This is a genomic window from Ensifer sp. ENS08 (genome assembly GCF_014852195.1).
Classification (GTDB): Bacteria; Pseudomonadota; Alphaproteobacteria; order Rhizobiales; family Rhizobiaceae; genus Ensifer; species Ensifer adhaerens.
In genome coordinates this window covers 129,855-154,971 of the sequence record NZ_JACVBF010000016.1, presented here as the reverse complement: position 1 = coordinate 154,971, position 25,117 = coordinate 129,855, and the positions used below count along the sequence as shown (strand labels likewise).

Below are 25,117 nucleotides of genomic sequence, written 5' to 3'. Positions count from 1 at the left end.
GCTCGGCTGTCGCGGCCTCAACTCGAGGTAATCGTCATGAGTAAGGACAAGAATATCCTGTGGCCATGGGATGACAGCCAGTCTCAAGATCAAGACCAGGGACAAGGACAGGGCCAGGGTCAGGGACAATTGCAGGCGGAGCTGCAAGGCCAGCTTCAGGGACAAGGCCAGGGCCAGGGGCAAGACCAGGGACAGGGCCAGGACCAAGGTCAGGGCCAGGATCAGGGACAATCGCAGTACAGCGAGTCCTACAACGGCAATCTCAACGGCAACGGCAACCTCAATGGTAACGGCAACGCCAATGCCAACGGGAACGGCAACCTGAACGGCAACGGCAATGCCAACCTGAACGGCAATGGCAACGCCAACCTGAACGGCAATGGCAACGCCAACCTCAATGCCAACCTCAACGAAAACAGCACCCATGTCGACGTCGACAGCAAGACGACCGTCGACGTGGACGTCGATCTCGACCTGAGCGGCTACAAGCCGTCCGACGACGACTTTGCCGATATCGACAACTCCTCGATCCACGGCATGGCGAACACGAGCTTCAAGGACATCCTGAACGGCTCGATGAACGGCAACAGCAACGTTGCCAACGTGTTCAGCCAGAACGCCATCATGTCGGATGACGACAGCGCCTCTGACATCAACAACAGCGGCACGCTTAACCAGAACGGCAACGCCAATGCCGGCGACGCCCGCTCGGGCGACGGCATTCAGGCCGGCGCAGACGGTGGTGAAGGCGGAAGCAAGGCCTATGCCAACGGTGGCGACGGCGGCGATGGCGGCCATAGCGTTGGTGGCTTCGCGGGCGCTGGCGACGGCGATGGCGGCGACGCAGACAACAATGCCGATGCGACCGGCGGTGCCGGCCTTGGCGGCATTGCAGCCAGTGTTGGCGTTGGCGGCGGCAGCTCCAGCGGTGACGCAAATGGCGGTACGGCGACAGCCGGTGCCGGTGGTGCCGGTGGTGCCGGCCTCGGCGTCGGCCTCGGTCTCGGTGTCGGCCTTGGTGTCGGCGCGGCAGCCGGCGGCGACGGCGGCAGCAATGGTGCCGGCAACGGTGGCACAAGTGGCGACGTCACGAGCGGCCCGGCAGGATCTTCGGATGCAGGTGACGGCGGCGATGCCGGCGGCTTCATCCTTCCAATCCTGAACCTCGGTGGCGACGGTGGCGACAGCAACGGTGGCAACAGCGTAGCGGTTGGCGATACCGGCAGTGCTGACGGTGGTGATGCCGGCGATGCCGGCGACGGCGGCGGCGCTTTGGGTGCTGGTCTTGGCGCGGGTGCTGGCTTCGGCGCCGGTGCAGGCGTCGGCGGTGCCGGCGGCGGTGGTGGCGATGCCTATGCCGGTGGCGGCTCTACGGGTGACTCGACCGGTGGTGACGGTACCGGTGGTGCAGCGACCGGTGGTCACGGCCTCGGCGGCCTCGCGCTCACGGGTTCGTGGGCAGCCGGCGGCGACGGTGGCGATGCCTACGGTGGCCATGCACTCGGTGGTGCCGGCGGTGCCGGCGGCGCGGGTGGCTTCGCGACGAACGGTGATGGCGGTGCGGGTGGCAGCGCCGGCATGTGGGGCTCGTACAATGGTGACGACAGCTTCGTCGAAGGGCTCTCCTCGGCTTCGGCAGACGCAGTTATCGACACCAACGCCTTCAACCAGCAGATCGTGCTCGGCGCGAACCTGCAGGGCAACACGATCGACATGACGGTCGTCGGTGGTGATTACACGACCACTGCCGTCGGCGACGACGACAACACCTGATCGGTGAGGGGGCGTCGATCCGCGTCTCGCGGGATCGACCCGAGAATGACTGCGCGGGAAGCTCTCGCGCAGTCAGGCACGACCCGCCAAGCCGGCGGGGACTGCCGACGACAAGAGGAGGGCCTGACCTTGTATTCCGCAAAGATCACCGAGGCCATTGCCCATTTCATCGGTCTCTTCGAACTCTCTACCGAAGAGGCGCGTCTGCGTGAAATCCATGAGAAGTTCGACCCGGATCGCGACGTCCACAAGGATCCGAAGGAGCTCGTTTCTGCGCCGGTCAAGGTGCACGCACCTTACGATCTCGACGACTTCAACCCCGACGTCCCGTACAAGCCGGTCGGACCGGACATCTTCATGCCGATACCGGACGGCTATGCTGGGGTGTCCTTCCCCGAATACCCGATTTTTGGCGGCTCCCTTGGCCGCGCCAGCTCGGAAGCCTTCCTGCAGGGCGCATCGCCGAGATCGGCCTCGCAGGTGGTCGAGCCGCACATCAACCCGCCGGGCTCGGTGGTGGTCTACAGCAACCAGACCGCCGAGCTTTCGGACAATGATTTCGTCAGTGTCGGCGGGCATGGCCTGAAGTCCGGCCTGCAGATCGACAACAGCGCGACGATGGCCGAGCTCATCGACGCGACGCAGAGTATTTCGCTGCTCGGCGAGACGGATGTCGCCGGCTCCAGTGACGCGATCGCCAGCCTCGTTGTCGGCACGGCCGAGAGGCTTGAGGCATTCTCCACCGGCGGCGAAGCGGAGGCCGGGGGGCTGAGCGTCACCCATTTTTCAGCCAGGGCCAGCACGCTCGAAGGCATCTATGTGAACGGCGTGATCGTTGAGGAAGCGCCGGTTCTCAAGGATCACCTGCCGGACCCGGACGAGGCTTCCGATGCGCCGGACGAGCCCGAACTGTCGAACGACGGGGTCGAAGTCGAGGGCGGCATCGCCTATGGCGAGGGTGCCGTCTCGGTCGACACTTCGGTTGAGCTGGAAGCGGGCAGCAACACGCTGGTCAACTCCGTCGTCATCACCAGCGACTGGCTGCAGGCCGAAGTGCTGGCGGTGGCCGGCGACCACGTCGAACTCAACGCGATCGTTCAGGTCAACACCCACTATGACAGCGACCTCGTCAGTTCCGCGCTGAGCGGCAACAATATTGAGCAGCATGCTACCCAGGCGTTCAACATCGCCATGTTCAAACATGTCGAGCCGGCGCAGACGACGCATGCCGACACCGCCGACTTCCCCAAGGTCTGGGCCATCACCGAGGTCAAGGGCGACCTGATGATGGTCAACTGGCTCCAGCAGTTCACTTTCATGTCGGACCAGGACACGGCGATCCTCGCGGCTTCGGGCTCGAAGCTTTCGATCGTCGGTGGCGACAACACGGCGGCCAACCAGATATCGCTGCTGGAGCTCGGATACCGCTTTGACCTGATCTTCGTCGGCGGCAGCGTCTTCGACGCCAACATCATCCAGCAGACGAACATCCTGCTCGACAACGATCTGATCGGTGCCGTCGGCGGCTTTCACACCAGCGGCGCCGGTTCGGTCTCGACCGGCGGAAACCTGCTTTGGAACTATGCCGGAATCGTCGAAGCTGGCAGTGCAGGCCCGGTCAATCCGATGTCGGACGGTTACCTGTCCGCGCTGCAGGATCTGTCGGAAGGCAAGAAGCCGTCGGGCGACGACTTTCTGCATGATCCCGCCTTTGCCGGGCTGAATGGCCTGAGGGTGCTCTACATTTCCGGCGACCTCATCAGCCTCAACTACATCCAGCAGACCAACATTCTCGGCGACAGCGATCAGGTGACGCTGGCGATGAACGCGCTCGAGGCGCGCCCGGACGCGGACTGGACCATTTCCACGGGCTCGAATGCCCTGCTGAACTATGCCGGGATCGTCGATGTCGATACGGGCAAGACGATCTATGCCGGCGGCGGCGCCTATTCGGACGAGGTGCTCATCCAGGCGGAGCTGGTCAAGAACGATCCCTATCTCGGTAGTCAGAACCCGGATGCGCTGGTCAGCGAAGCGGTCGTCTTTCTCGGCGACGACATGCTCACTCCGGATTTCGGCCACCAGCCGCAGGATCAGATCTCGCCGAGCCATGGGCACGGCATCGATACGGCCAGTGCCGACCCCATGCACAGCATGGTCGCCTGATGGGAGTGCGGGAGGATAGTCATGACCGACCGCACGAATCCGTCTCGGCCAGTGTCTGCCGAAACCGGCGCCGATGCCGCTTCGCGTGCGGAGGAAAACGGAACACGGCCGGAAGCATCCGGCGCCGACGCCGCGCGACGGCAGTTTCTGCGCAAGCTCAATCATCAGGAACACGTTCTGGACCGTGCTGTTAGGGAGATCGACGGGGTGGCGGACCAAATAAGAAGAGTGGCGGCAAACGGCGCCGGCGAGGATGGCAACTGGACCCCTTCACCCGTTTCGCCTCTTCCCGGATCGGGCGTTGCCGCAAGGCCGGTACAGATCACCGGTCCGACACCCGGCCTCGCACCGGCGCGCGCTGCTGCACCGGCCGCACCGATCGGGGCAGCGCAGGCGTCACGCGCACAGATGGGAACGCCACGGGCGGATGCCGCTGAGACGGTCAACGTCACGTCGCGGCCGTGGCCTCCAAAGACCGAGCCCGTGGCCAGACCCGAGCCGGCTCTGCGCGGCGAGGCGACGGTCGAGCGCCGCCCGTTGCAGGAGGAACCAAAGCCGGCACCCTGCATCGAAAAGCCGGTCGGAAAACCGGTTGCCTGGCCGACCGCGGAGATGAAGGAGAGATATTCGCCTTCGGGCATGGTGGTGATCGAAGCCGACCGTGGGCCGATCAAGGCCGAGCCGCGGTCGCCCGACAAAGGTGGCGGATCGTCCGACAAGGGCGGCGGCGGAGGCGGTGGAGGGGGCGTGTTCCACAAGCGCCTTGGCCCGGTCGATTTTTCGGCGAGCCTCAGCGCTGGTCTCAAGGCGATCCGGCAGAACCTGATGATCGTCATGCTGTTTACGATCGTCACCAACATCCTCGTGCTTTCGATCCCTGTTTATCTGTTCCAGATTTCGGACCGGGTGCTGACCAGCCGCTCGGTCGACACACTGGTGATGCTGACGGCGATCATCGTCGGCGCGGTGCTGCTGCAGTCGGTTTTCGACGCCATTCGCCGCATGATCCTGATGCGCACCGCCGTGGAGGTGGCCGCGCAACTCGGCGCGCCGATCCTGAGCGCGGCAGCGAGAGCCGCCCTGCATAGCAACGGGCGCGAGTACCAGACGCTTGGCGACCTGCAGCAGCTTCGCTCCTTCCTCGTCTCCGGCACGCTGCTTTCGTTTCTCGATGCGCCGATCGCGCCGCTCTTTCTGGTGGCGGTCTTCCTCATCCATCCGCATCTCGGGATAATCGTCGTCACCTCAGCCGTTCTCCTCCTCATCGTTACGCTGTTGAACCAGAAAGCGACGGCTGCGGCGTTCGGCGAAGCGACCAATTTCCAGACCAAGGCCAACCTTCACCTCGATTCGATGTCGCGCAACTCCCAGATCATCAACGCACTGGCGATGATCCCGGAGGCCGTGCACATCTGGGGCAAGGACATGGCCGGTTCGCTCAAGGCCCAGGTGATGGCGCAGGACCGCAACATCGCCTTTGCGTCGCTGTCCAAGGCGGTGCGCCTCCTGACGCAGGTGACGATGCTCGGTTGGGGCGCCCATCTCGCCCTCAATGGCTCGCTCACCGGTGGCATGGTGATTGCGGCCTCCATCATCGCGGGCCGCGCGCTTGGACCTATCGAGGGCGCGATCGAGGGATGGAGCCAGGTCATCCAGTCGCGTGCTGCCTATGGGCGCATTTCCGCGCTGCTGAAGACGTCACCGCTCAATTTCGAACGGTTGAAGCTGCCGCGGCCCGAAGGGCGCCTTGATGTCGAGCGCCTGCTTTTCGTTCCGCAGGGCACCAAGCGCGTGGTGCTCAACGGAATTACCTTTGCGCTGGAGCCCGGCGATTCGCTTGCCGTGATCGGCAGTTCCGGTGCCGGCAAGACGACGCTCGGCAAGATGCTGGTTGGATCCATCCTGCCGACGTCGGGCAACGTCCGGCTGGATCTCATGGACCTGAGGAACTGGGACCAGCGGCAGTTCGGCGAAAGCATCGGCTACCTGCCGCAGGACGTGCAGCTGTTTCCCGGCACGATCAAGGCCAACATCGCCCGCATGCGCGAGGATGCCACCGACGCCGACATCTACGCCGCTGCCAAGCTTGCCGATGTTCACGACATGATCGCCATGCTGCCGCACGGATACGAGACCGTGGTGGCCGCCGACGGCTCGCCTCTATCGGGCGGCCAGAAGCAGCGCGTCGCCCTTGCCCGCGCCTTCTTCGGCAACCCGCGCATGGTTGTGCTCGACGAGCCCAACTCCAATCTCGATACCGCCGGCGAGGCGGCGCTGACGCGGGCGCTGACGCATGCCAAGCGTGAGAAGATCACGGTTGTCACCATCACTCAGCGACCGGCGCTTTTGAACAGCGTCGACAAGGTTCTGCTGCTCGTCAACGGCACGGTGGCGCTCTTCGGCATGCGCCAGGACGTTCTCAAGGCACTCGCTTCGCGTGGGGTGAATACCGAAGGCAACCCGCTCGAACAAAACCAGCTTCCGTAGGCGATCATGAGCGACATGGCCAAAGTACAGGATCTGACCTGGTACGCAGAGGTTCCGCGTTCAATCTGGCAGCATACGATGATCGGCCTGGTGCTGATCGTCGTGACCTTCGGCGGCTTTGGCCTTTGGGCCTTCACCGCGCCTCTGGCGGCAGCCATCATCGCCCAGGGCAGCTTTGTCGCAACCGGGCAGAACAAGGTGGTCCAGCACTTCGAAGGCGGGATCATCAAGGATATTCTGGTGAGCGAGGGCGACCGCGTAACCGTGGATCAGCCGTTGGTGCGGCTGGACGAAACGGCCGCACAAGCGAATGAGAGGCAGTATTTTCTGCGCTGGGCGCGGCTGGAGGCGATCGTCGCCCGGCTGACCGCGCAGGCGCACGGTTTGAAGCAGATCGTGCTGCCCGCGGTTCTCACGGAGCACGTCAAGAAAGATCCTGAGATTGTCCCGATCGTGCAGAGCCAGGAGCTCAATTTTCAGACCTGGAGGAGCAAGCTCGACAGCGATATCGGACTGTTGAAGCGGAATATCGAGAGCCTGGAGTTCCGCTCGCAAGGTTTTCAGGAGCAGCTGAAATCGGTGCGCGAGCAACGAGTCCTGCTCGAGGAGGAATACATCGGCAAGAAGACGCTTTTGGCCAAGGACCTGATCCGCAAGACGGAGATCAAGACCATCCAGCGCGCGATCGCCGATGCAGAGGGCCAGATTGGCCGTCTGATGTCCGAAGTCTCGGAGACCGGGTCCCAGATCCTCAAGCAGCAGCAGCAGGTCAACCAGACCGAACAGAGCTACCAAGAGGCTGCGCTCGACGAATTGCAGAAGGCCGAGGGTGAACTGGACACAGTGCGTGAACAATTGCGCGGCGCCACCAATGTGCTCCGCCGCGCGACGATCAACGCGCCGGTGACCGGCACGGTCATCAGGATGCATTTTCATACGTCCGGCGGCGTCATCGAGAGCGGCAAGCCGATCATGGAAATCCTGCCGGCCGATGTACCGCTCATCATCGAGGCGCAGGTGCTGCGCACCGACGTCGACAATATCCGGGTCGGCGAGAAGGCGACGGTGCGGCTGACCGCGCTGAACCAGCGCACGACGCCGGTCCTCAATGGGCAGGTCTTCTACGTGTCGGCGGACGCCCTGCCGGTGCAGACGCATGAGGGCACGCGCGAGGTCTACCTGGCGCGCGTCAGCCTTCCGGCAAGCGAGCTTGCAAGAGTTCACAATTTCGTCGTGACCCCCGGCATGCCGGCGGAAATTCTGATCCAGACGGCGGAGCGGACCTTCTTCGACTATCTCACCAAGCCGATCCGCGACAGCATGGCGCGCGCCTTCATGGAAAACTGACGGTTTCGCGCGGCAGAAGCGCCTACGACGTCGGAATACGGGCGGCGTGAAACCCGTTTCCGCCTGCCCGCGTTTCGCCGGCATCACCGGCCGTTCGATCGCATTTACGGCGGCTCTGGACCGATGCGCCGGTATTGCGCTGCGCGCATAGCGCATAGCTGGCTTGCGCAAAATCCGCCTACGATTTGGGCAGAAACCCTGTATATTCACCTCATCGAAGCAATGCATCTCCTCCCGCAGAGCTTCGATGCGGTGAACGATCTCCTCCTCCCATGGATCGTTCACGAGATCAGCGCCACTCCTCCTCCCAGGCTGCTGATCGATTTTTAGAGAGCCTGCCGCTCCTCCCGCGGCGGGCTCTTTTGTTTTTCGGCAGACGCTGCCGGCAATTGCGTCCTTCAAGTGTCGAATTCGTCGACGCCACGCCCCCGTGATCAACAATGCATGCCCGCGCACGGAACCAAAGTGCCCGGTTAGCGGTTACGCCTGTGGAGGTGCGTGATGTCTATCCGGCACGTGAAATCCGATCCGCAGTCGAAACCACAGCGCTGGGCGTTTCACCATGGCGCAGGGCGCCTGCGGGCAGGAGACGCGACCCGCGACGGGTCGACGACGCAGGAACGGTTGTCTCCCGTGGTCGACGCCGGCGACGGCGGCCTGGTGGCGCCGGATCTTTCGGGATCTCTCGCCCCTCATCGCAACCGGCAGCCGCCGCCGCACGACTACAGCCGTCCGGCGGTCGGTCGCGATGCGCTGGCTTCCATCCGCGACATGCGCGACGAAGACTGCAGCGGCGGGCCGATCTGGGTCGCCTTGCTCGGCGACAATACGAGCGAGGGCATGCGGCAGTTCATGGGGCTCGTGCTCGCCTTCATCTTCCTGTCGGCCGTTTTCTTCTGGTTTCTTGCCTAGGACGTATGAGGCAACAAAGCCGCCGTGGCCGTGACATTTTCCCGGTTGACGGTCGATCGCTGAAGCCTAGATAACCGGCGGTATCCCGTCCTCCTTCCCCAATGCCAGCGAGAGCGCCATGCACTACAGAACCTTCGGCCGTACGGGCCTGCGCATTTCCGAAATCGGTTACGGTGCCTGGGGCATCGGCAAGAGCCATTGGCAGGGCGCGCGCGACGACGAGTCCGCCCGCGCCCTCAACCGCGCAGTCGACCTCGGCCTCAATTTCATCGACACCGCACTCGGCTACGGCCAGGGCCACAGCGAGAAGCTGATCGGCGCCTTGCTGCGCGAGCGGTCGGAGACGATCCATGTCGCCACCAAGATCCCACCTAAGAACATGCAATGGCCGGCGCACGCCGGCATCCCGGCCGAGCAGACCTTCCCGGCCGACCACGTGATCGCCTGCACCGAGACGAGCCTGCGCAATCTCGGTGTCGAGACGATCGACGTGCAGCAGTTCCATGTGTGGTCGGACGAGTGGGTAGGCCGCGGCGACTGGCTGGAGGCTGTCGAGCGGCTGAAGCGCGACGGCAAGATCCGCTTCTTCGGCGTTTCGATCAACGACTACGAGCCGGACAATGCGCTCCGGCTGATCGAGACCGGCGTCGTCGACAGCGTGCAGGTGATCTACAACATCTTCGAGCAGGCGCCGGAAGAAAAACTGCTGCCCGCGTGCCTGAAGCACAATGTCGGCGTCATCGTCCGCGTGGCGCTCGACGAAGGTGGTCTGACCGGCCAGATCCGCGCCGATACCGTCTTTCCCGAGGGTGACTTCCGGGAAACCTACTTCCGGGGCGAGCGCAAGCGCGAGGTCGAGGAACGAACGCAGAAGATCGTCAAGGATCTGGAAATCAAGCCCGACGCACTGGCCGAGACGGCGCTGCGCTTCGTTCTCAGCCACCCGGCCGTATCGACGGTCATTCCCGGCATGCGTTCGGTGCGCAACGTCGAGCGCAACTGCGCCATCGGCGACGGTGCCGGCCTGCCGGATGCGCAGCGGGCGAAACTGACCGCCCACCGCTGGCGGCGCAACTTCTATCGGGATTGAAGCCGCCGTTTCGCCGCCTGTCATCGACGCTCCCAGGGATCTGTCGGCTGCGTGGCCGCGTCTTCAGTGCCTCGCCCGTCCGGATATGCTATCCATAGGGGTGCTGGAGCCTGGGGGCGCCGATGGAACAAAAGCTCTCCGTCATCATGGCCGCGGACGTGGTCGGCTATAGTCGGCTGATGGAGCTCGACGAGAAGGGCACGCTTGCGACCCTCATGGCTCATCGGCAGGAGCTGTGGGACGTCGCGGTCGCCGCGCATCACGGGCGCATCGTAAAGCTCATCGGTGACGGCATGCTGATGGAGTTTCGTGCCGTGGAAGACGCAGTTCTCTGCGCGGTCGAGATCCAGCGGGGAATGCAGACGAGGAACGCGGGTACGCAGCGGGATCGCCGGATCGAATTTCGCATCGGGATCAATCTCGGCGATATCCTGTTTGAAGACGGCGACGTTTACGGTGACGGCGTCAACGTGGCGGCTCGCATCGAGAGCCTCGCCAAGCCGGGTGGTATATCCGTCTCCGCCTCGGTTCACGACACGCTGGGCGGTCGTCTGGACATCCGCTTCGAAGACACGGGCGCGCAGGCGTTGAAGAACATCGGCCGCCCCGTCCACATCTACAATATCGTCATCGACGACGGCGGATCGGAGGGGGCGGCGCTGATGGCGCCACCGACACAGGAGGTACGGGAAAATCCCCCCGTCAAGTCGAGCCGGACGCTTCTCTATGTGTCGCGCTTTGCGAATTTAAGCGGCAATCCCGATGAGGATTATTTCGCGGCCGGCATCACGCAGGACGTCGTCGCGGCATTGTCGCGGTTCTCCGGTTTGAACGTGATCGTTCGGTTGCCGCGTCCCGAGCCGCAACCCCAGGCACGCACAACCTACTACACGCTCGAAGGCAGCGTCAGACGCGCTGCCGACCGGGTCAGGGTCAATGCCAGTCTGACCAATGCCACTGGCGAACACATCTGGGCGGACAAATACGATTTCGACCTTGTCGACATGTTCGATGTCCAGGACGAGTTGTCCCGTTCCATTCCGGCTGCCTTGAATGTCAAAATCGAAGAGGCCGAACGATACCGGATTCTCGCCGAGCCGCTCAAAGGATCAAGCGCCTACGATTTCTATCTGCGTGGCCGGCACATTGAAAAAAGCCTGAAACCGGATGAGGTCAGGCGGGCAAAGGAGATGTTCCTGGCCGCGGTCGACGCTGATCCAGCCTACGCCCGCGGATATCTCGGGCTGGCCTGGCTGGATATACGCAAACTGAAATGGAACGAGCGTGCCGACATGGAAGCGACGCTTGCCAGTGCCTTCGCATCGGCAAGCAAGGCTTTGGAGCTCAGTCCCTGTGACGCCGATGTTCACTGGGCGCTCGGCGTCGCCCATTTGTGGAGGGGAGAGGCAGAACGCGCCATCGGTTGTTACGAGCGTGGGCGCGAACTGGCGCCGAACAATTGCGATCTTCTTGCGGAATATTGCGATGCCCTGGGGTATCTCGGTCTGTTGGAGGACGCGATCAGGATCGGGGAACTGGCCTTGCGGCTGAACCCCAGTCGTCCGGACTGGTATTTCTGGAACATCGCGGCTGCCAGGTATCTCTCCGGCCAGTACACCGAAGCGTTGGCTCTGCTGGAGAAGATGGCCGATCTTGGTTCGGCCTACCGTTTGCTGGCGGCGACCTACGCGCAACTCGGGCGCCTTGAGGATGCACGTCGCGCCGCGGCGGAGCTCCTGAAACTCAATCCGGAATTCTCGATCGAGCGATACGGTTCCCGTGCACCCTACCGGGATAAGGCCTTGCTTGCGCGTTACGTTGAAGGATTGCGGCTGGCCGGACTGCCGGAGTGAGTTCGGAACGGCGTGAGGGAGCCGCATCGGCCGGCCGGGTTTACTTGGAGGAAAAGCAATGTCGGAAACAGTCAATGTCCGCTACATGGTCGACGACGTCGAGGCGGCGATCGCCTGGTACACGACCCACCTCGGCTTTTCGCTTCTGTCGAGCTATGCACCGGCTTTCGCGGATGTGCAGCGCGGTGCGCTGCGGCTGCTGCTGAGCGGACCGACGAGTTCGGCCGGCCGGCCGATGCCGGACGGCGAGAAGCCGGGGCCGGGCGGCTGGAACCGCATCCATCTCCTCGTCGATGACCTCAACGCCGAAGTGGAGCGGCTGCGCCGTGCCGGCGTCATGTTCCGCAATGACATCGTCACCGGTCCCGGAGGGGCGCAGATCCTTTTGATCGATCCCTCCGGAAATGTTGTCGAACTGTTTCAGCCCGCGCGACGATAGCGACCCGCGCGCCCGCGGGTCGTCGATGCGCTCGCACCGCTGGGGATGCGAGCGCCAGGTCGGCTCTCAGCCGGCGCTGGTGTCGACCACTTCGAAATCGTGGGTGATCGTCGCGGTCTTGGCGAGCATGGCCGAGGCCGAGCAGTATTTCTCGATCGAGAGCGAAACGGCGCGCTCGACCTTGTTGACCGCAAGTCCGCGTCCCTTGACGATGAAGTGCATGTGGATGCGGGTAAAGACGCGCGGTTCCGTCTCGGCGCGGTCGGCGTCGAGTTCGACGACGCAGTCTTCCACCGGCTCGCGGCCCTTCTCCAGAATGTGCACGACGTCATAGGCCGAGCAGCCACCGGTGCCGATCAGCACCAGTTCCATCGGGCTCGGTCCCGGGGTGCGCCCCTCTTCGCCGAAGGCGGTTCCCAATACGACTTTGTGGCCGCTACCAGACTCTCCGACGAAGGTCCGGTCTTCCACCCATTTGACGCGTGCTTTCATGTGTCTCGTCCTGTTGTAGCCATGGCATGATCACGGACCCAGACAGAGCCGATGATCCTCCGTTCACATAGCGTCTTGGAGGGTTTTCGCAAATGGCCCGCATCCTCTAAAATGGCAGCCAGCGCCATCGGTGCGGGGACGGACGGCGCGGAAACCAGACCAAAGGTGTTTTGATGAACGAGACGACGGGAAATGCGCCTGACCGTTCCGGCGCCGTGATCCATCCGCCGATCGCCTGGGTGATGTCGGTGGGCGGTGGCCTCGTGCTCGACCGGCTCTACCCGTTGCCGTTCGTGCCCGCGACCGTGCCGGACGCCCTCGTCGGCGGCATCATTTTTCTCGCCGGTCTCGCGCTTTTGATCTGGGCGGCGGTGAGCTTCAGGCGTGCGGGAACCGAAATCCAGATCCATCGCCCGACATCGGCGATTGTCGAAGCCGGTCCCTACCGCTTCACCCGCAACCCGATCTATACTGGCATGTTTCTCGGCCTGATCGGCTTTTCCATCATCTTCGACAGCCTGTGGCTGCTGATCCTGCTGGTGCCCTTCTACTTCGTCATCCGCTATGGCGTCGTGGCGCGCGAGGAGGCCTATCTTGAGCGCAAGTTCGGCGACGTCTATCGGGTCTACAAGGCGCGCGTCAGGCGCTGGCTCTGATTGCACAAATCGGCATGCTCCGCGGCGATGAAACGGGTCCGGACGTCGCGTCGCAGCACTCGCGATTTCGGGTGGATGAGTCGGCAGGCCCTCGATTGATCATAGCCGAGGCGGCTGCGCGTGTGCCTAGGGGGTATTGCCGGGATGGACTTGAACGAGCGTCCATCCCGCTGGAACACGAAAGGTGGTCTTTCGTGCAGAAGGTCGGGCCTTATCTCGGCGCTACGATCCCGTGATAGTAGTCGCCGTCACCAGCTTCATAATCGGCGGCGTAGCCGCCACCGCCACCGCCGCCGCCGCCGGTCTGGGAGCATCCGGCGAGGGCGAGAACCATTGCCAACAGGATTGTAGCGCGCATTTATTCTACCTTTCAGTTGAATGATCACGACAGAGGCTGCCGAGTTGCTGCCATACCTAACACGCCCGGTGGAGTATGATCGAGCGCGTGTGGCGATGTGTGCCTATGGCAATGCGCCGCGCCTCAAGCGCGCGATCGCCTGTCGAAGGCGATCGTTAGCGCCAGGCCACAAGCCCTTCTTCATACGGCCGTATCTCCTGTGCCCACCTCTTTCAGGTAGGTTGCTGTGAAGGGCCATAGACTATATGGCCCTTGACCTCACTTCCGGAACAAGGAGGACACATGACTTCGATCGAACCCGCCTACGGAACCGCGACGCTCCTGCTGATCGCGGCGGCAGCCGTTGGCCTGCTTCTTTTTCTTATCCTCCGGTTGCGCCTGCATGCCTTCGTCGCTCTGGTTTTGGTCAGCCTCTTGACGGCGCTGGTGACCGGCATCTCCTTCGCGGACGTGGTCCCGACCCTCCTGCAGGGCTTTGGCTCGACGCTTGCCTCGGTGGCGCTGCTCGTCGGTTTTGGCGCGATGATCGGGCGGATGCTGGAGGTCTCCGGTGGCGCGCAGGTGCTCGCGGATCGGCTGATCGGCCAGTTCGGACCTGAGCGCGCGCCTCTCGCGCTCGGCGTCGCCTCGCTGCTGTTCGGCTTTCCGATCTTCTTCGACGCCGGCCTCGTGGTCATGCTGCCGATCATTTTCAGCGTCGCAAGCCGCTTCGGCGGCTCGGTTCTGCTTTATGCGCTGCCTTCGGCAGGCGCCTTTGCGGTCATGCACGCATTCCTCCCGCCCCATCCAGGCCCGGTGGCCGCCAGCGAATTGCTGGGGGCGGATATCGGCCTGCTCGTGCTCGTCGGCCTCGTCGTGGCGCTGCCCACATGGTATCTCGGCGGCTATCTCTTCGGCCTATGGGCAGGCAAACGCTTCGAACTGCCGGTGCCAACCCTTCTCGGGTCGCCGAACGAGGCGGCGCACGACGAAGTGCCCCCGTCTTTCGGCACGGTGATGCTGGTGCTGCTGCTGCCGCTCGTGCTGATCTTCCTCAATACCGGCCTATCGACGCTGGCCGCCGCCAAGATGATCGACGGCGGCGCATTGTGGGTCAGCATCCTGCGCATGGCCGGGCAGACGCCCGTCGCCCTGCTGATCACTGTGCTCGTCGGCATGTGGGTCCTCAGCGGCGAGCGTACGCTCAAGGACATGGAAAAGCTGATGGACGGGGCGCTAGGCCCGATCTGCGGCATCATTCTCGTTACCGGAGCCGGCGGCATGTTCGGCGGCGTGCTGCGAGCAAGCGGCATCGGCCAGGCGCTCGCCGGCAGCCTCGAGGCGATCGGCATGCCGCTGATCGTCGCCGCCTTCCTCATCTCCACGGCCCTGCGCGTGGCGCAGGGTTCGGCGACCGTGGCACTGACGACGACGGCGGGCCTTCTCGCTCCAACGGTCGCGGCAACGACGGGGCTCAGCCCCTTCGACCTGTGCTTCCTCGTGATCGCCATCGCTTGCGGCGCGACGGTGCTGAGCCATGTTAACGATTCCGGCTTCTGGCTCGTCGGCCGCTTCCTTCAGATGGATGAGCGGACGACGCTCAAGACCTGGACGGTAATGGAAACCCTGCTCGGGGTGATTGGTTTCGCCTTCGCGCTTGTGGGATGGTGGCTGCTATGAGTGAGGACCTTCAGCATGTCGTGGTGATGGGCGTATCCGGCAGCGGGAAGACCACTGTCGGCGAGGCGCTGGCCACAAGGCTCGGCTGGCGTTTTGTCGAGGGCGACAGCTTTCACCCGCCGGAGAACGTCGCCAAGATGTCCGCGGGCATTCCGCTCGACGACAATGACCGTGAACCCTGGCTGCGGGCGCTGGCCGCAGAAATTGCCAAGGACGAGGCGGCTGGCAGCCCTTCGGTGGTCGGGTGCTCGGCCCTGAAACGGTCCTATCGCGACATCCTGCGCACGGGCGCGCCGCGCGTCTGCTTCGTGCATGTGCACGGCGACCGCACCGTGCTGGCCGACCGACTCTCGCATCGGGCGGGACACTTCTTCCCGGCTTCCCTGCTCGACACTCAGCTTGCGACCCTCGAGCCGCTCGGTCCGGACGAGGATGGCGTCGTCGTCGACGTGGCTCTTCCAACAGCTGAGCAGGTCGATCTAGCCATCCAGGGGCTGGGCAACTAGCCCAGCCGCGCTTGCGCTTCTCACTTCGGCGGACAGTCGCTGTACGGCGGGGACGGGGCGTGCAATCGCGCATTGAAGGCGAAGCGATCCCTGAACGTCCGCGCATCCCGCAGCCTGAGCTCCAATGCGTGAGCGCTGGCGGAGGGGAGTGGGGGTCGAACCCACCCAGGACAGGCTCGCTGCCCCAACCGGATTTGAAGTCCGGCCGTCCCACCGGAGACGATTCCCTTCCTCAGCGCGCAAACAGGTCGCTGCGATGGGGATTTATGCGACGCAGATCTCCCCTGCGCAAGGTCAGGCCGAGCCGGTCGTAGAAATCGAGGACCTCGATGGCGACCTTGCGGCCGTTGTGGACCCGGTCGCGAAAGCTGGGCGCGGTGAACCAGCCGTCTTCCGCCTGTGCCGCCACATCGAGCACGATGGCCGCCATCTCCTCAACGACGGCGCGGGCGAAAAAATGGTCGTGCGCGATCTCGTGGGTCTGCCCGAGCCTCTGGGCGAGCTTCAGCACGCGCCGTATGTCGCGCTCGTCGGCATTGAGAAGGGCCGCGAAATCGCGCACACGCGGTGGCCGGAAGCGGCTATCGTCGACGAGGTGCGGATGGATCCGCTGCCACAGGTCCTCGTCCGCCGGCGACAGCCGAACCTCGTGGCCCGGCAGGCGCAGGAAGGCGCCGTCAAGCACGATTCGACCTGCCGCGGCTTCGTCTCGGAGGAACGCGAGGAAGCTTGTCGTCGGCAGGCGCGGTTTGAGCAGGAGCCGCAACCGTTCGCGACCGATCCCGGCAAGCTCCGGGTTTTCTGCGTGGAAGGCTGTGAGTGTGTCAGTCAGGTTCGCCCGCAATCCGTCCGCTGCTGCGGACGAGAGCGCGTGGTCGCCGATGGCCCTCGCCCCGGCGGCAATCAGCAGCCGGGAAAGCGTGTCCTCGCCCAGGCCACGGTCGCGCTGGAAGGCCGCAAGCTCGATCGGTGCCAGGTCGGACAGGTCGGAAAGGGCCGCTGCCGGGTCCTCGTTGCGGGAAGCGGTAAGGAAGGCCAGGCGCTCCGGCGTGCCACGCTTTCGCGCCGGCGGGCGCAGATCGAGAAAACGGCCACCGCCGATGGTCCGGATGGCCGAGGTGTCGCGCAGGATGAAGCGGTCGCCGATGGTCGCGGCGATGGGGCGGTCGAGGACCAGTTGCACGAGGCCTTGTGTCTCGGGATCGAGCGGGCCGGCAAGAGGCACGATCCGCGCACCGACCTCTGTCGCATGGGTGTACAAGCGTGCGGGAAACCAGATGCCGATCGGCTTGGCCTCCGAGGCAAGCACGCGGACCTCCGCGTCGATCCGGTCCGTCGGTGCATGCAGTGCCGGGGCGAGGACCACGTCGCCGCGCCGGATCGCGTCCTTCGTCACCCGTTCGCCGGCGATATTCAGCGCGCAGCGTTGGCCGGCAAGCCCCTCCGCTGCTTTCCGGTTCTGCGCATGGATCCCGCGTATACGGGCGGTCAGGCCGGACGGACTGACCGTGACGCTATCGTCGAGCTTCGCACGGCCGCCGAGCACCATGCCGGTCACGACCGTGCCGGCGCCCGCAAGCGTGAAACTGCGATCGACGGCAAAGCGCAGCAGGCCGGCATAGTTGCGTGCGGCGGTTTCCGCTTCGGCGGCGGCGAGCCCCGCGCGCAGGACCTCGATGCCTTCGCCGGTAAGGGCGGAGACGGCAAGGATGGGCGCCTTTTCCAGACCGGTGCCGGCGAGGGCGGTCTGGATCTCCGCGGTTACCTCCGCGCGCCGCTCAGGCCCGGCCAGATCGGCCTTGGTGAGCGCGACGAAACCTCTGGTGATGCCGAGCAGGTCGAGGATCGCGAGATGCTCGCGCGTCTGCGGCATGACGCCGTCGTCGGCTGCGACCACCAGCAGCGCGAAATCGATACCGCCAGCGCCGGCAAGCATCGTATGGATCAGCCGCTCATGACCCGGCACGTCAACGAAGCCGGTGACCGTCCCGCCGCCGAGGTCGGCATAGGCAAAACCGAGGTCGATGGTGATGCCGCGGGCTTTTTCCTCGGCAAGGCGGTCGGCGTCCGTGCCGGTCAGGGCCTTCACCAACGCCGTCTTGCCGTGGTCGATATGCCCTGCCGTCCCGACGATCATAGTGCTGCCAGGGCCGCGATGAGCATCTCGTCGCTTTCCAGGCAACGCAGATCGAGGACCAGCGCGCCATCACGGATATGGCCGACGACCGGGATCGGCAGGGCGCGAAGCCGTGCGGAAAGCCGTTCCGGCGCGTCGCCGCCGCTGCCTGTCAGCCGCAGGCCGGCGCTCGGGATCGTATCGACCGGCAAGGCGCCGGAGCCGACCTGGCTCTGGCACGTGCAAGCTGCTGCCGAATAGCCGTGCGGCTTGAGCAGCGCATCGATTGCCGGAGCGAGACGGGCCGCCTGTGCGCCGATGTCGGCCTCCGGTCGGGAAAGAAAGCGCAGCGTCGGCAGCCGCTCCTTAAGCCGATCGGGATCGCGATAGAGCTTCAGTGTCGCTTCGAGCGCGGCAATGCGGATCTTGTCGAGACGAACGGCGCGTTTGAGCGGATTGCGGTTGATGGCGGCGATGAGATCGCGCCGACCGACCACGAAGCCCGCCTGGGGCCCGCCGAGCAGCTTGTCGCCCGAAAACGTGACGAGATCCGCGCCTTCGGCGACGGCTTCCGCCACCGTGGGCTCGCGTCGCAATCCGAAGATGGAGAGATCGATGAGTGAGCCCGAGCCGAGGTCGTTCAAGAGCGGCACACCGGCCTTGCGGGCAATCTCGGCCAGTCTTGGCGCCGGCACCTCGGCGGTAAACCCTTCGATCCGGTAGTTGGAGGTATGGACCTTGAGGATGACGCCGGTCTCAGGCCCGATCGCGCCCTCATAGTCACGCGGATGGGTGCGGTTGGTGGTGCCGACCTCCACCAGCCTGGCGCCGGCGCGGGCCATGATGTCGGGCATGCGGAAGGCGCCGCCGATTTCGATCAGTTCGCCGCGCGAGACGATCGCCTCGCGTCCGTCGGCCAGGGTATTGAGCGCAATCAGCACGGCGGCGGCATTGTTGTTGACGATTGTGGCGTCCTCGGCGCCGGTCAGTTCGCAGAGCAGGCCACGCAGATGATCGTCGCGCTGACCACGCCCGCCGCCGTCAAGGTCGAACTCCAGCGCCAGCGGGTTGGCCATCGCGGCGGTTGCGGCGCTGACGGCTTCTTCGGCCAGGATGGCGCGGCCGAGATTGGTGTGCAGCACGGTGCCCGTGAGGTTGATGAGCGGGCGAAGGGCGGAGCGGGCGGCGGCCGCCAGCTCCTCGGCGACGCGGCGCGGTAGGTCGGCCGCAAGCGTTGCCCCATCGTCGCCCGCACGGATTTTTTCCCGCGCGATCTCAAGCCCGGCGCGGACGGCGGTGACGACGGCGAGACGGCCATGTTCTTCCGTCAGCGCCAGTCCCTCTGGCGAGGTCAGCATCTGGTCGACCGAGGGAAGCACGCGAAAATCCTGCATCAATACCCCGCGAGATAGGGGTTGAAGCCACCGCGGCGAAACTCGGTCTCCTTCATCAGGATATCGAGGCCAAGGCTGCCGACGTCGTCGGCGATCGGCTCCAGGCTCGGGTTTTTCACCTGGTAGAAGATCTTGACCCAGGCATGGCATTCCCGACAGGTCTCAGCCTTTACCGTCGCCTCCGAGGTCTCGACCGAACGATAGCTGATGCCCTTGGTCGAACCGCAACAGAGGCACTTCACCCGCACCTCGTTCCATTGCGTGGCGCAGCAGGCGCAGGCGGCATAGCGCACGTTCTCGACGCCCTGCGTACCCACGACCGACGACGTCGCCGGCCGGCCGCCGCAGGCGGGACAGACGCCGAGGCTGACAGGGACGAGCGCTTCCGCATCGAGCGTCGCGGCGAGCCGCGCCATGTGCACCTGCACCGCGGCCGCGACGAAGAGATGGGGAGCGGCGCTGTCTTCCGGAACCCGATCCGATAGGATGTTGGCGAGCAACCAGTGCCGGTCGCCGTCCTCTGCTGCGCGTACCGCATCGAGCGCCAGGCGGGCGGGGTCGGGCATGGCGAGATCGGCAGCGCCTTCGAGAAGCGCGTCGAGGGTTGCGGAAAGGCCGGGGTCATCGACAAGCGCCATTCGGTCGAACGGCGGCATGGCGGCGCGTGCGGCCTCGGCGAGGCGCGCCGATGTGGGCGCCGCGACGGGCGGAAGGGTCACGACCAAGCGAGCCTGAAGTTTGGAGAGCGCCGCGAGGAAGGTGAGATACGGCGCAAGCGCGTTGCTTTCGGCGAGAAACGCGAAGCGGCGCGCGCGTGTCTGGAATAGTTTGACCGGCTCGGGCAGGAAAGCCAGCGGCGGTTTCGGCACGCCGCCAATGAGGGAGGGATCGGGTTGTACGTCTTCTGCCATCGCATCTCCGGCGATCCGACAGAGACGCCGGATCAAGCAGCATTCACGGTGCTACAGCGACCTTTGCGCGCCTGACAGGACGCGCGGCGCTGTAGGAGACCTTCATTTTGACGGGTCGGAGCCCTGGCGTCCAGCCAGTTCGCGCAGCCATTTGCGATGATGCCGAAAGGCCCAGCCGCCGGTGACGGTGCCGCGGGTCATGGCCCTTATCGTGCCGCGCGTCCAGATTGCCGCATAGACATGGACGATGAAGATCAGGATCGTGAAAAGCGCCGCCAGCGAATGCACCGCGACCGCGATGCGGCGAACGGGGATGGAAACGAGGTCCGGGAAGTACTGCTCCCAGATCATGATGCCGGTCGTCACGAGCACGACGATCAGACCGGACATGCCCCAGAAGACCATCTTCTGGCCGGCATTGTATTTTCCGAGTTCGGGCAAGCTCTCTTCGTTGCCCTGGAGTAGATCACCGAACTTGCGGCTCCATTCCACATCCTCGCGCCGCGGCAGATTGAGCTTCCACATCTGCGCAAACAGGAGGAGGAAGCTTGCGACGAGGATAAGTCCGACGATCGGATGCAGCCATCGCGTGGTCTGGCCGCCGCCGAAGAGGCCGGTCAGGAAAAACAGCGACGGGTGGAAGAAGGAAAGTCCGGAGATCAGAAGCACGATCATGCAGGCGGCGGTGACCCAATGGTTGAGACGGGTATAACCACGATAGCGATTGACGGTGACCGGATGCTTCGTCTCGATCCTGTCGCCGGGGGCCGAATAGATACGTTTGTCAGCCATCACGCCTCCCTGCCGCCTTGCGGGCGGTTGCGATCCTCGACGAGTTCCTCCGCCTCGCCTTCCTCATGGGCGGTCACCTCGTTCGGCCGGGCGAAGATGCCGTGCAGCACGGCGCCGGCGGCGGCAAGTCCGGCAACGGCGAGACCAACGGTTTTGGCCGGACCCTTCCAGCCGCGCACCACCGGCGAAATCTGCGGATCCTCCGGCAGCCCGGAATAGAGCGACGGTTGATCGGCATGGTGCAGCACATACATCACATGCGTTCCGCCGACGCCTTGCGGGTCATAGAGGCCGGCATGATCGTAGCCGCGCGACTTCAGGTCCTCGACACGCTCGTTGGCAAGCGTGACCATGTCTTCCTTCGTGCCGAAGGAAATCGCCTTGGTCGGGCAGGCCTTGGCGCAGGCCGGTCCTTGTCCAACCGCCACGCGGTCCGAGCAAAGCGTGCATTTCTTCGACACATGCGCGGTCTTCGAGATACGCGGAATGTTGAAGGGACAGCCGGCGATGCAATAGCCGCAGCCGATGCAGTTGTCGGAGATGAAATCGACGATGCCGTTGGAATATTGCACGATGGCGCCCGGTGCCGGGCAAGCCTTGAGACAGCCGGGATCGGCGCAGTGCATGCAGCCGTCCTTGCGGATCAACCACTCGAACTCGTTGGTAACCGGGTTCTCGTATTCAGTGAACCGCATCAGCGTGAACATATCAGCTGTCAGGTCATGCGGGTTCTCGTAGACGCCGACATTTTCCTCCAGGTCCGGATGGGTGTCGTTCCATTCGATGCAGGCGGACTGGCAGGCCTTGCAGCCGATGCATTTCGACACGTCGATCAGCTTGGCGACCGGGGTCAGCTGTCGTTCGGGTGCCGGCACGTTGCTTGTTGCCGAAGCCTTGACGACGTCGCTCGGCAACAGGTTCGACGCCAGCGGTTGCAGCGGCGGGTTGGCGGCGGCCGTTACCGGTTCCGGTGCGCGTTCGCTCATGCCGAAGCTCCTTCTTCCGCCGCCGGTTCGATGTTGACCAGGAAGGCCTTGAACTCCGGCGTGTCGATATTGGCGTCGCCGACGAAGGGAGTGAGGCTGTTCGGGCCGAAGCCCTTGCGGGCCGCACCCATGAAGCCCCAGTGCAAGGGAATGCCGACCACATGGACCGGCTTGCCGTTGCAGATCAGCGGACGAATTCGCTTCGTCACCACTGCCTTCGCCCAGACCTCGCCACGTGCGCTCCACACGCGCACCCGCCCGCCCTTGGTGATGCCGCGTTCAGCCGCCAGCTCCTCGCTGATCTCCACGAAGAATTCCGGCTGCAGCACGGCGTTGACCCGGCTGTGCTTGGTCCAGAAGTGGAAATGCTCGGTGAGGCGGTAAGATGTGGCAACGAAGGGGAAGTCGGTGCTCGTGCCCAGCTGCTGCAGGTCGCCGGGGAAGATGCGCGCTACGGGATTGCCGCGAAGTTTGGCGTTGAACGGATTTTCGACCGGGCTTTCGAACGGCTCCATATGTGTTGGGAACGGCCCGTCCCGCATCAGCTTGCGGGCAAAGAGGCGGGCGGTGCCCTCCGGCGTCATGATGAACGGCATCACCGCCTCGGGCTTTGCCGTCACCGCTATGTCGGGCACGTCGAAGCCGGCCCAACGCTCGCCGTTCCATTCGATCAGTTTACGCGCCGGATCCCAGGGTTTGCCCTGGAGATCGCAGGACGCGCGATTGTAGAGGATGCGGCGATTGGCCGGCCAGGCGAAGGTCCATTTGAGGAAGGTGCCGACATCGCCCGGATCGCTGTTGTCGCGCCGGGCCATCATGTTGCCTTCTTCCGTCCAGGAGCCGGCGTAAATCCAGCAGCCCGACATGGTGGATCCGTCGTCACGCATCACGCCGAAGTTCGGCAGGAGCTTGCCCGCCTCGACCAGCACCTTCGTCGGATCGGTCGGGTCATAGAGCGTCTGCAGCGCCCGTCCGTTCATCTCCTGGGCAAGCTCGGCCGGTTCCGGCTCGTAAGGGTCCTTGTAATCCCAGGCAAGGTTCAGGATCGGCTCGGGACAGACCCCGCCTTCCTTGCGGTAGAGTTCACGCACCCGCAGGAAGATGTTGGCCATGATCCAGGTGTCGTGCTTGGCGTCACCAGGCGGTGTCGCCCCCGGCCAGTGCCATTGCAGCCAGCGGCCCGAATTGACAGTGGCGCCCTCGTCCTCGGCAAAGCAGGTCGCCGGGAGTTGCAAGACCTCCGTCATGATCTTGGCGGAGTCCACCTGGTTGTAGATACCGTGGTTTTCCCAGAAATGCGCCGTCTCGGTCTGCAGCGGGTCGATTGTCACGAGCAGTTTCAGCTTCGACAGACCCTCGGTCAGCTTCGCCCGATTGGGGAAGGACAGAAGCGGGTTGAAGCCCTGGCAGAAGTAGAGGTTCACTTCGCCGCGGCTCATCATGTCGAACATCCTGAGGATGTCGTAGTAGGGGACATCGAGCTTCGGCAACCAGTCGAAGCCCCAGTCGTTTTCCTTCGTGGCAGCGCTGCCCCACATGGCCTTCAGGAAACTGACCATGAATTTGGGGGTGTTCTGCCAATAGCTTGTCTGGCCGGGAACGAGCGGCTTGTTGCCGCGCGTCGACATGTAGGTGGTGTAGTCCGTCTCCTTTTCCGTCGCGAGGTTCATGTAACCCGGCAGGGAGTTGGAAAGCAGGCCGATGTCGGTCAATCCTTGGATGTTGGAGTGACCGCGCAGCGCGTTGACGCCACCGCCCGGCAGGCCGACATTGCCGAGGATGAGCTGCAGCATCGCCATGCCGCGGATGTTCTGGGCGCCTTTCGAATGCTGCGTCCAGCCGAGCGCATAGAGCGAGGTCATCACCTTGTCGCGCGCCGACGTCGCGCCGATCATCTCGCAGATCTTCAGATAGCGATCCTTGGGCGTGCCGCAGATATTTTCCACGAATTCCGGTGTGTAGACTGCGACATGCTCTTTCAGGAGGTTCCAGACACAGCGCGGGTCGGTGAGAGTCGGATCGGTTTTGACCGTTCCGTCCTCGTTGAGCTGGTAGTCCCAGGCGGTACGATCGTAGTCGCGCTTCTCCTCGTCATAGCCGGTGAAGAGACCATCGGCCCAGCCGAACTCCGGGTTCACCAGATAGGTGGCGTTGGTATAGTTCTTGACGTAGTCCCACTGCACCTTGTCGTTCTCGATGCAGTAGCGGATCGCGCCCATCAGGAAGGCGATGTCGGAGCCGGGGCGGATCGGCGCATAGACATCGGCGACCGAGGCCGTGCGGTTGAAGCGCGGATCGACCACGATCAGCCGGGCGCCGCGATAATGCTTGGCTTCCGTCACCCATTTGAAGCCGCAGGGATGAGCTTCGGCCGCGTTGCCACCCATGACGATGACGAGGTCGGTGTTCTTGATGTCGGTCCAGGCGTTCGTCATTGCGCCGCGGCCAAATGTTGGAGCCAAACTGGCTACCGTGGGGCCGTGTCAGACGCGTGCCTGGTTGTCGAAGCCGACGACTCCCATAGACCGGACGGTCTTGTAGGTCAGCCATCCCGTCTCGTTGGTGCCGCCCGACGCCGCAAGGAAGCCCATCGTCGTCCAGCGGTTGACGGTCACGCCGGCCGCGTTCTTCTCGATGAAGTTCTTGTCGCGGTCGTCCTTGATCGCTCGGGCGATCTTGTCGAAGGCATCTTCCCAGGAGATGTCCTGCCAGGTGTCGGCGCCCGGAGCGCGGTGACGCGGCTTCGTGGCGCGGGTCTCAGACTTCACGAAGTCCTTGAGCGCCGCGCCCTTGGGACAGAGCGTCCCGCGGTTGGTCGGATGATCGGCATCGCCCTCGATATGGATGAGCTCCGCCTTCTCGCCGGCGGAAAGATCACCCTTCGAATACATCAGGATGCCGCAGGCGACCGAACAGTAAGTGCAGACGTTGCGGGTCTCGGTGGTGCTTGCGAGTTTGAAGGCACGCACATGGGCGGCTGTTGCGGCCTCGGCCGCTCCGAAGCCCATGGCGCCGATCGTGGTGGCCGCGGCTCCTGCGCCAGCGAGCTTCAGGAAACTGCGGCGGGAAAGATCGATGTTCATTGGAGGTCATCCTCTTCCATGCGTATCGGTCTTACCGGGATGGTCGAACCTCAAGGCCCTGGTGTCAAGAAGGAATTGAATGGCATTTGCCCCGAAA

The 25,117-nt window shown here is 64.1% G+C and carries 19 protein-coding genes and 1 tRNA gene; 11 read left to right on the top strand and 9 right to left on the bottom strand.

The genetic code is table 11. The features are described 5' to 3' along the window. Window positions 1-36 precede the first annotated feature (36 nt). From IB272_RS27005 to IB272_RS26970, 8 genes are all read left to right on the top strand, one after another. Window positions 37-1,773: a hypothetical protein gene (locus IB272_RS27005; protein ID WP_113506101.1), complete on the top strand. Its 1,737-nt coding sequence runs from the start codon at window positions 37-39 to the stop codon at window positions 1,771-1,773. Window positions 1,774-1,902: 129 nt separating this feature from the next. Beyond that, window positions 1,903-3,939, top strand: coding sequence for a type I secretion protein (locus IB272_RS27000; protein WP_246810437.1), 2,037 nt, complete (start codon window positions 1,903-1,905; stop codon window positions 3,937-3,939). Window positions 3,940-4,347: 408 nt separating this feature from the next. Next, window positions 4,348-6,426 (top strand): type I secretion system permease/ATPase, encoded by a 2,079-nt coding sequence (locus IB272_RS26995; RefSeq protein ID WP_246810442.1) that lies wholly within the window; start codon window positions 4,348-4,350, stop codon window positions 6,424-6,426. A 6-nt stretch (window positions 6,427-6,432) separates the two neighbouring features. Next, window positions 6,433-7,773: an HlyD family type I secretion periplasmic adaptor subunit gene (locus tag IB272_RS26990; RefSeq protein WP_034787518.1), complete on the top strand. Its 1,341-nt coding sequence runs from the start codon at window positions 6,433-6,435 to the stop codon at window positions 7,771-7,773. 501 nt (window positions 7,774-8,274) lie between these two features. Further along, on the top strand, window positions 8,275-8,685 hold the full coding sequence (locus IB272_RS26985; RefSeq protein ID WP_090297111.1) for a hypothetical protein: 411 nt from the start codon (window positions 8,275-8,277) through the stop codon (window positions 8,683-8,685). Between the two features lie 118 nt (window positions 8,686-8,803). Beyond that, a complete protein-coding gene (locus IB272_RS26980) occupies window positions 8,804-9,775 on the top strand; it encodes an aldo/keto reductase (protein WP_192445444.1) in 972 nt (323 codons plus the stop codon). A 122-nt stretch (window positions 9,776-9,897) separates the two neighbouring features. Continuing rightward, window positions 9,898-11,628 carry an adenylate/guanylate cyclase domain-containing protein gene (locus tag IB272_RS26975; protein ID WP_192445443.1) on the top strand — a complete coding sequence of 577 codons (1,731 nt, stop codon included), beginning with the start codon at window positions 9,898-9,900 and terminating at the stop codon, window positions 11,626-11,628. 58 nt (window positions 11,629-11,686) lie between these two features. Beyond that, window positions 11,687-12,067, top strand: a complete 381-nt coding sequence (locus IB272_RS26970) for a VOC family protein (protein WP_060517679.1) — start codon at window positions 11,687-11,689, stop codon at window positions 12,065-12,067. Window positions 12,068-12,133: 66 nt separating this feature from the next. Here IB272_RS26970 and IB272_RS26965 read toward each other — a convergent pair whose 3' ends face one another. Then, a complete protein-coding gene (locus tag IB272_RS26965; RefSeq protein WP_060604512.1) occupies window positions 12,134-12,559 on the bottom strand; it encodes an OsmC family protein in 426 nt (141 codons plus the stop codon). A 173-nt stretch (window positions 12,560-12,732) separates the two neighbouring features. Here IB272_RS26965 and IB272_RS26960 point away from each other — a divergent pair, with 173 nt between their 5' ends. Continuing rightward, the gene (locus IB272_RS26960) at window positions 12,733-13,215 is read left to right on the top strand and encodes an isoprenylcysteine carboxylmethyltransferase family protein (RefSeq protein ID WP_060604515.1); all 483 of its coding nucleotides are present in this window, start codon (window positions 12,733-12,735) and stop codon (window positions 13,213-13,215) included. 211 nt (window positions 13,216-13,426) lie between these two features. Here the strand turns inward: IB272_RS26960 and IB272_RS26955 are convergent, their stop codons facing one another. Beyond that, entirely contained in the window at window positions 13,427-13,573 is a 147-nt protein-coding gene (locus IB272_RS26955) for a hypothetical protein (protein ID WP_156400696.1), read from the bottom strand. 282 nt (window positions 13,574-13,855) lie between these two features. Here IB272_RS26955 and IB272_RS26950 point away from each other — a divergent pair, with 282 nt between their 5' ends. Then, the gene (locus tag IB272_RS26950) at window positions 13,856-15,232 is read left to right on the top strand and encodes a GntP family permease (RefSeq protein ID WP_034787501.1); all 1,377 of its coding nucleotides are present in this window, start codon (window positions 13,856-13,858) and stop codon (window positions 15,230-15,232) included. Then, window positions 15,229-15,738, top strand: coding sequence for a gluconokinase (locus IB272_RS26945; RefSeq protein ID WP_113080262.1), 510 nt, complete (start codon window positions 15,229-15,231; stop codon window positions 15,736-15,738). The genes IB272_RS26950 and IB272_RS26945 overlap by 4 nt, the downstream gene beginning before the upstream one ends. Window positions 15,739-15,874: 136 nt before the next feature. On the opposite strand, the gene IB272_RS26940 is transcribed toward IB272_RS26945, so the two are convergent. From IB272_RS26940 to fdnG, 7 genes are all read right to left on the bottom strand, one after another. After that, window positions 15,875-15,970 (bottom strand) — tRNA-Sec (locus tag IB272_RS26940). Then, window positions 15,971-17,875 carry a selenocysteine-specific translation elongation factor gene (gene selB, locus IB272_RS26935; RefSeq protein ID WP_192445442.1) on the bottom strand — a complete coding sequence of 635 codons (1,905 nt, stop codon included), beginning with the start codon at window positions 17,873-17,875 and terminating at the stop codon, window positions 15,971-15,973. Beyond that, window positions 17,872-19,248: an L-seryl-tRNA(Sec) selenium transferase gene (selA, locus tag IB272_RS26930; protein ID WP_113080260.1), complete on the bottom strand. Its 1,377-nt coding sequence runs from the start codon at window positions 19,246-19,248 to the stop codon at window positions 17,872-17,874. Before selA ends, selB begins: the two co-directional genes overlap by 4 nt. After that, window positions 19,248-20,159 (bottom strand): formate dehydrogenase accessory protein FdhE, encoded by a 912-nt coding sequence (gene fdhE / locus IB272_RS26925; protein WP_060585583.1) that lies wholly within the window; start codon window positions 20,157-20,159, stop codon window positions 19,248-19,250. Before fdhE ends, selA begins: the two co-directional genes overlap by 1 nt. 102 nt (window positions 20,160-20,261) lie before the next feature. Continuing rightward, window positions 20,262-20,951: a formate dehydrogenase subunit gamma gene (locus tag IB272_RS26920; RefSeq protein WP_060604524.1), complete on the bottom strand. Its 690-nt coding sequence runs from the start codon at window positions 20,949-20,951 to the stop codon at window positions 20,262-20,264. Beyond that, entirely contained in the window at window positions 20,951-21,937 is a 987-nt protein-coding gene (gene fdxH / locus IB272_RS26915; RefSeq protein WP_060517666.1) for a formate dehydrogenase subunit beta, read from the bottom strand. Before fdxH ends, IB272_RS26920 begins: the two co-directional genes overlap by 1 nt. Then, window positions 21,934-25,020 (bottom strand): formate dehydrogenase-N subunit alpha, encoded by a 3,087-nt coding sequence (gene fdnG, locus IB272_RS26910; RefSeq protein WP_192445441.1) that lies wholly within the window; start codon window positions 25,018-25,020, stop codon window positions 21,934-21,936. Before fdnG ends, fdxH begins: the two co-directional genes overlap by 4 nt. Window positions 25,021-25,117: the final 97 nt, after the last annotated feature.